Consider the following 6,865-nt stretch of genomic DNA (forward strand, 5'->3'; position numbering starts at 1 on the left):
GCACCGTGTCGATGACTCGTGATCACGCCGTCACAGCCACCACGAGGCGGCCGCGTCGAGATGACGCCGGAGGCGATATGAGGCGACGCTCTCGTCGGCGGCCGCGACCGCCTCGACGATCCGCAGGTGAGCGTGGTGCACGGCCAGCACGTCGGACCAGGTCGGCAGCGCCTGGCCGCTGCTGGACCAGTGCCGGCGGAACAGCTCGACGATTATCCGGAGGAACAGATCCAGCAGCGTGTTGCCGGCGAGTTGCGCCAGGCCGACGTGGAAGTTGAACTCTTCGGCGATTGCCTGCCGCACGTCGTCGGCCGTCGGCCGGGAGTTTTCCGGCGGCGCGCACCGATGCGCGGCCAAAAACCCCGCCACCTGCTTGTCGGACACCCGCTTGACGACCTTGGCCAGGTTGTCGACTTCGATGGCGTCGCGGACGCAGCGCAGGTCTTCGCGGCTGGGGCCGCGGTACTGCAGGTGCAAGGCGATCGTTTCGATACTGGCCTGCGCCGCGGGTTCGGCGATCACGAGTCCGCCGCCGGGTCCGCGGCGCATGTGGGCTATCGAATGGTATTCGAGCAGCCGCACCGCCTCGCGAAGCACCGCGCGGCTCACCCGATAGCGCTGCAGCAGGGCCGTCTCGGTGCCGAAGACCGAACCCACCTGCCAGCCGCTGGCGGCGATGTCGTCGCCGATGGTGGCGGCCAGCATCTCGGCCAGTTTCCCCCCGGGCGCTTCGGCATCGAGCCGCCGGCGCCTCTTTCGCCCCCGGCTGGCGTCGCCCACGTGATGCTGCTGCAGCCAGCCGGTGACGGCCTCCACGTGGCGCTCGGACAGCGTCTTGGCTCGCGCGGCATCGCCGGCCGTGACGGCGGCGACGATCGCGGAGTGGTGCGCGTGCAGATGGTCGACCGCCTCCATGGCCTCGGTTGTCGAATCCGTCCGCGACGCCAGGGCATAGCGAGTGGTGAGCCGCATCAGGACATCGATAAAGAGTTGCAGCACCGGGTTTTTCGACTGTTCGGCCAGCGCGACGTGAAACTCGTCGTGCGGCACCGGCAGGCCCGGCTTCCATTGTTCCTCGGCGCGCAGCACCGCCCGCAGCCGCGCGATGCCGGCCTCGTCGATATGCTCGGCGGCGAGCGATGCCGCCAGCGGTTCGAGTACCAGACGCGCGTTGAGCAAGTCGCCCGGCGTCGTGCCCAGATATTCGAGATAGATGACGACCGCGCGGGTGGCGGGCCCCGCATCCGGCTCGCAGATGTACAACCCGCCGTTGGGGCCGCGGCGCATCCGCGCGACCTGATGGTGTTCGACCAGCCGAACGGCTTCTCGCAGCACCGACCGGCTCACCCCGAAGCGCTGCTGCAGAGCCTGTTCGGAGCCCAGCGATTCGCCCACTGCCCAACCGCGACGAACGATATCGGCTTCGATGTCGCGGGCGAGGATCGAAGCGAGTTTGTTCTCCTGGCCTGTCCTTGGCTCCTCAGTCATCCCCGGCTCGATCGCGCTCTGGATCAACAGGTCAGCAGCATGCACCCCGCGACGGGCCCGCCGCCGACGGAAACGACGCCCACCTCGGGGCGACGCGACACCTGCCGCTCCCCCGCGTCGCCCCGCAACTGCAGGCACCCTTCGTGCAGGGCCCAGTAGCCGTGCATGCGCCCCGCCGAAAGTTGGCCGCCGTAGGTGTTCAGCGGCAGCTGCCCGTCGCGGGCGATCCGCGCCGCGCCCTCGACGAACGGTCCGCCCTCGCCGTCGCCGCAAACCCCGAGCGCTTCCAGCCATGCCAGGGTGAGGTAGGTGAATCCGTCGTACAACTGGGCGACTTGGAGGTCGGCGGGCTTCAGCGTCGTGCGCGACCACATCTGCGCGGCGGCATCCGACATCGCCATCTTCGGATAGTCCGCGCGGTGAAACCACCCGCCGGCGCCGTCGGACCCGCCGATCGCCTCCACCGTCACCGCGCGGTGGGGGCAGTCGGCGGCGTGCTCCGCATGCGACACCACCACCGCGATCGATCCGTCGATCGGGACGTCGCAGTCCAGCAGCCCAAGTGGGGTCGAGACCGGCCGCGCGCTCAGGTAATCGGCCATCGTCATCGGATCCCGGTACACCGCGCGGGGATTCAGCGCCGCGTTGCGCCTGCCATTGAGCGCGATCCAGCCCAGCTGTTCTTTGGTGGTCCCGTACAGCTCCATGTGACGACGGCAGTTGAGCGCCAGCCAGTTGGCGGCCGAATAGGCGTGTGCCGCAACGAGATCGTTGACGTCGTCCATTGCCCCGACGGCGGGCTTCGGCTCACCTTCGGGTGTCTGGAACATCCGCGCCAGGGGCGGCGCAGACGCGTTCGCCTCCTGCTTGACCGGGACCGTTCCGCCGAGCATCTGGATCGTCCGGTACACCACCACATGGCGGGCGCGGCGTTCGGCGACCGCGCGGCAGGCCGACATCACCGGCGACAGCAGGCCGCCGGTGCCGAAGCCCGACCCGCAGTCGGCGGCATCGATGCGCAGCTCGGCGTTGACGTCCACCGCGGGTGTGTCACCCAGCGTGGCGATGCCGTCGATGTCGGTCGGGGCCAGCCCGGCGTCCTCGATGGCGACGCGCACCGCCTCCATCGTCAGCTCCAGGCCGGGGATGCCGGTGCGGCGGCCGATGTGCGAGATCCCGATGCCGGACAAGATCGCGTCTTTCTCGAAATGCGCCAATGTACACCGCCCGTCAGACCGCACCGCACCGCGTCGAATCAATTGAGTGTACTGTATTCGTCGTGCCAGACGGCCCACTGCTCATCGACTACTGCGACGGCTGTACCCGCTGGGTGCATCCGGCCAGCGGCCAGTGTCGCGAATGCGGCGGCACGCTCGAGGCGCGCGAAGTTTCCGGGCGGGGCACCGTGTTCACTTATACGGTCAACCATCACCCGTACAACCCGGAGATTCCCACCCCGTACGTCATCGCCATCGTCGAGCTCGCCGAGCAGACTGGCCTGCGGGTCGCCGCCAATATCGTTGACTGCGAACCGGACTCGGTGAGCTGCGGCATGCCCGTGACTCTGCGGCCCGAACGTGGCAGTGGCGGCGCGGCGCAGTTCGCACCGGCCTGACGCTCGCTAGTTGATCAGCGGGTCACGCGGCATGCCGAGGATCCGCTCGGCGATCTGATTACGCGTCACTTCCGACGTACCGCCGGCAATCGCCATGCCCCGGGCCCCCATCATCAGCCGGCCGGCCAGGGCGCCGGCGCCGTCGGTCAGCGCGACCTCCGGGCCCAGCAAGGCTGCCATGATCGCTGCGCCCTCCACCATGTGCTCGGCCAGCTTCAGCTTGGTGACGTTGCCCTCCGGGCCGGGGCCCGCGCCTTCGACGCTGCGCGCGGCGCGCCGCAGGTTCAGCAATCGCAGCGCCGTTTCCTCGGCCAGATACGTGCCGACCCGAACTCGCCTGCCCGCCAACCGATCCGGGCGTTGCTCGGTGAGCCGCACGAGCTGCTCGGCCAGGCCCTCGTAGAACGATCCACTGCCGCCGATGCTGACCCTTTCGTTGCCCAGCGTTGCGCGCGCGACGGTCCACCCGGAGTTGGGCGCCCCGACGACGTCCTCGTCGGGAACGAAGAGGTCGTTGAAGAAGACCTCGTTGAAGTCCGAACCACCGGTGATCTGCCGCAACGGGCGCACCTCGACTTCGGGCGCCTTCATGTCGACGATCACCGTCGTGATGCCGGCGTGCTTCGGGGCGTCGGGGTCGGTGCGCACCGTGGCGAGGCCGCGCGCGCAGTAGTGCGCCCCGCTGGTCCACACCTTCTGGCCGTTGATCTTCCAGCCACCATCCACCCGAGTGGCGCGCGTCTTGATCGATGCGGCGTCCGAGCCGGCGTCAGGCTCGGAGAAGAGCTGGCACCAAATCTCGTCCTTGCGCAGCGCCTTCTCCACGAATCGTTCGATCTGCCAAGGCGTTCCGTGCTGGATCAGGGTCAGGATCACCCAGCCGGTGATCCCGTAGTCGGGCCGCTTGATGCCGGCCGCACGGAACTCCTCCTCGATCACGAGTTGCTCGACGGCGTCGGCAGCGCGTCCCCACGGTTTGGGCCAGTGCGGCATCACGTAGCCGGTCTCGATCAACTTGTCGCGCTGGGCTTCTTTATCCAGGGCGGCGATCTCGGTGGCGTCGGCGCGGATGCCGGTCCGCAGTTCTTCGGCTTCCGGCGGCAGGTCGAGGCTGTTCTCGCGGACGACGCCGCCAGCGGTGCGCTCGAAAACGTCGATGGCCGGCGCTGAAGGGCCGCTGCCGCCGAACAGTGCCGCGCTCACCACCGCCCGGCGCAGGTGCAGATGTGCGTCGTGTTCCCAAGTGAAGCCGATGCCGCCGTGCACCTGGATGTTCAGTTCGGCATTTCGGACGTAGGCGGGGAAGGCAAGCGCCGCGGCCACCGCGGCGACCAGCCGGAATTGCTCCTCGTCCTCGGCCGCCGCACGGGCGGCGTCCCACACCGCGGCGATCCCGGACTCCGCGCCCACCAACATGTTTGCGCAGTGATGCTTGACCGCCTGAAAAGTCGCGATGGTGCGCCCGAATTGCTGGCGCACCTTTGCGTAGTCGACGGCGGTGTCGACACAGTCCGCCGCCCCACCCACCGCCTCTGCGGCCAGCAGCGTGCGAGCGCGCGCCAACGCCGACTGGCGTGCCCCCGTCAGGACATCGTCGTCGGACACCCGCACGTCCTGCAGGCGGACCCGCCCGGATCGGCGCGTTGGATCGAAGTTCCCCGGCACCTCCACCGAGACGCCCTCGCGGCCGCGTTCGACCACCAGCACGTCGTCACCCGCGGCGATCAGCAGCAGCTCGGCCAGCCCGGCACCCAAAACGATTCCGGCCTCACCGGCAGCTACACCGTCATTGACCCGCACCTGGCTGTCCAGCCCGATGCCGGCGGTGACCGTTCCATCGATCAGGCCGGGCAACAGCCGCGACTTCTGTTCGGCGGTACCGTCTTTGGCGATCACTGCGGACGCGATCACGGTGGGCACGAAGGGCCCGGGCGCTACTGCGCGACCGAGTTCTTCGATCACCACTACGAGTTCGGGCAATCCGAATCCTGAACCGCCGTAATCCTCGCCGACGTGCAGGCCGAGCCATCCGAGCTCGACCAGGTTGGGCCAAAACCCAGGGCGGGGCTCGTCGGAGGCGTCGAGCAGCGATCGCGCCGCCCAGCGCGCTTTCTGCGAGGTCAAGAACCCGCGGGCTACCTCGGCGAGTTCACGATGGTCGTCGGTTATTGCGATACCCATGAGGGCCCTCCTCGCGCCGCATGCCAGCCGGGTTTGATTGTCCCGCTCCCCGCGGACCGCGGGCGGTCCGCATCCTCGGAGCTGAAGCTGGGTGGCCTGCCCCGCTTCGAGGGGAAGCGGGGCGGCTGCCTAAAGAGTGTACTTAATGCGAGGAGGGCGCCAGCCGCGGGTCTACTTGGGTGCGAACCGCTGCCCCGCGTCCAGTCGCAGGCATTGGCCGTTCAGCATCGGGTTGTCCACGATGGCGACCACCAGCTTCGCGTACTCCTCGGGACGGCCGAGGCGCTTGGGGAACGCCGCGTCCTTGGTCAGCTGCGTAACGAACTCGTCGGGGATGCCTTGGGTCAATCCCGTGGCGAACAGGCTGGGCGCGATTCCCAGCACCCGGATGCCCACCGAGCCCAGGTCGCGGGCCATCGTCAGACACATGCCGGCGATCCCCGCCTTGGCGGCGGTGTAGGCGACCTGCCCGATCTGGCCCTCGAAGGCCGCGATGGAGGCGGTGTTGATGATGACGCCGCGCTCGCCGGTGTCAGGATCTTCGGGCTCGTTCTTGGCCATGTGCGCGGCGGCCAGCCGGCTGATGTTGAAGGTGGCGATCAGGTTCAGGTCGATCACGGACTGGAAGGATTCGAGGTCGTGCGGACCCGATTTGGTCAGCGTCCGCTTGGCGATACCGCCACCCGCGGTGGTCACCACGACATGCAGCCCGCCGAGCTTGTCGACCGCGGCCTGCAACGCCTCTTCGGTGCCGGTGAAGTCAGTGACGTCAACGGGGTAGAAGGTACCCCCGACGCCCTCGGCAACGGTCTTGCCGTCGGAGCCTTCGCGGTCGAGGATCGCGACATCCGCACCGCGTTCGTGCAGCAGCTCGGCGCTGGCCCGGCCCATTCCCGACGCGCCGCCGATGACGACGACCTTCTTGCCACTGATCTCCATCCGGGTGTCTCCTTTGTGGTTGTCAGAATTCATGCGATCTGTAACGTTACGTAGGCACGCTAGCGTGTCCGCTCCTAAGGCTTGTCACCGAGCCATGCCAAGCTGGCAGCCGTGCTCCTTCTCGATGTGGCAACGACGTCTGACGACGTCGGGAGCACGTCGTCGCGGCTGACGAAAGTCGCCCACATCGCCGAGCTGCTGACCCGTGCCGCACCCGATGCCGCGGTGGTCGCCATCGTGGTGTCGTGGCTTTCCGGCGAATTGCGGCAGCGCCAGATCGGCGTCGGGTGGGCGGCGCTGCGCTCGCGTCCGCCGGCGGCGTCGCACCCATCGCTGACCGTCGCCGGCGTCGATGCCGCCTTCTCCGACATCGGCGGCGTTTCGGGCAAGGGCGCGCAGGCGCGCCGTGCTGCGCTCCTGGGTAGCCTGCTCGCCGCCGCCACCGACGCCGAGCAGACCTTTTTGGTGCGGCTCGCTGCACCGCTGCGGCCGGGATGCCGGCCGCCTTCGCCACGGCGTCAGCCATGATCCCGGCCAGTGCGCCCTGGCGTAGTTCGCCGCCGAGGAGCCGCACCAAAAAGGTCTGCTCGGCGTCGGTGGCGGCGGCGAGCAGGCTACCCAGGAGCGCAGCACGGCGCGCCT

The 6,865-nt window shown here is 68.7% G+C and carries 5 protein-coding genes and 1 pseudogene; 2 read left to right on the forward strand and 4 right to left on the reverse strand.

Annotation, left to right across the window (positions count from 1 at the left end; all coding sequences use genetic code 11):
- Positions 1-30: 30 nt before the first annotated feature.
- Together A5686_RS18060 and A5686_RS18065 are read right to left on the reverse strand one after the other, a co-directional pair.
- On the reverse strand, positions 31-1,488 hold the full coding sequence (locus A5686_RS18060) for a FadR/GntR family transcriptional regulator (protein ID WP_067937156.1): 1,458 nt from the start codon (positions 1,486-1,488) through the stop codon (positions 31-33).
- Positions 1,489-1,511: 23 nt separating this feature from the next.
- The gene (locus A5686_RS18065; RefSeq protein WP_067937107.1) at positions 1,512-2,705 is read right to left on the reverse strand and encodes a thiolase family protein; all 1,194 of its coding nucleotides are present in this window, start codon (positions 2,703-2,705) and stop codon (positions 1,512-1,514) included.
- A gap of 62 nt (positions 2,706-2,767) precedes the next feature.
- On the opposite strand from A5686_RS18065, the gene A5686_RS18070 reads away from it, so the two are divergent.
- Positions 2,768-3,103: a Zn-ribbon domain-containing OB-fold protein gene (locus A5686_RS18070; RefSeq protein WP_067937160.1), complete on the forward strand. Its 336-nt coding sequence runs from the start codon at positions 2,768-2,770 to the stop codon at positions 3,101-3,103.
- A 6-nt stretch (positions 3,104-3,109) separates the two neighbouring features.
- Here A5686_RS18070 and A5686_RS18075 read toward each other — a convergent pair whose 3' ends face one another.
- Together A5686_RS18075 and A5686_RS18080 are read right to left on the reverse strand one after the other, a co-directional pair.
- A complete protein-coding gene (locus tag A5686_RS18075; RefSeq protein WP_067937110.1) occupies positions 3,110-5,284 on the reverse strand; it encodes an acyl-CoA dehydrogenase in 2,175 nt (724 codons plus the stop codon).
- Between the two features lie 171 nt (positions 5,285-5,455).
- Complete coding sequence (locus A5686_RS18080; protein WP_067937114.1) at positions 5,456-6,223, reverse strand: SDR family NAD(P)-dependent oxidoreductase; 768 nt, start codon at positions 6,221-6,223, stop codon at positions 5,456-5,458.
- Between the two features lie 111 nt (positions 6,224-6,334).
- Here A5686_RS18080 and A5686_RS18085 point away from each other — a divergent pair.
- Positions 6,335-6,718 (forward strand): annotated as a pseudogene (locus A5686_RS18085) (ATP-dependent DNA ligase); the annotation flags it as partial.
- Positions 6,719-6,865 lie beyond the last annotated feature (147 nt).

The organism is Mycobacterium sp. E2479 (assembly GCF_001667925.1).
In the GTDB taxonomy this organism is placed as follows: Bacteria; Actinomycetota; Actinomycetes; order Mycobacteriales; family Mycobacteriaceae; genus Mycobacterium.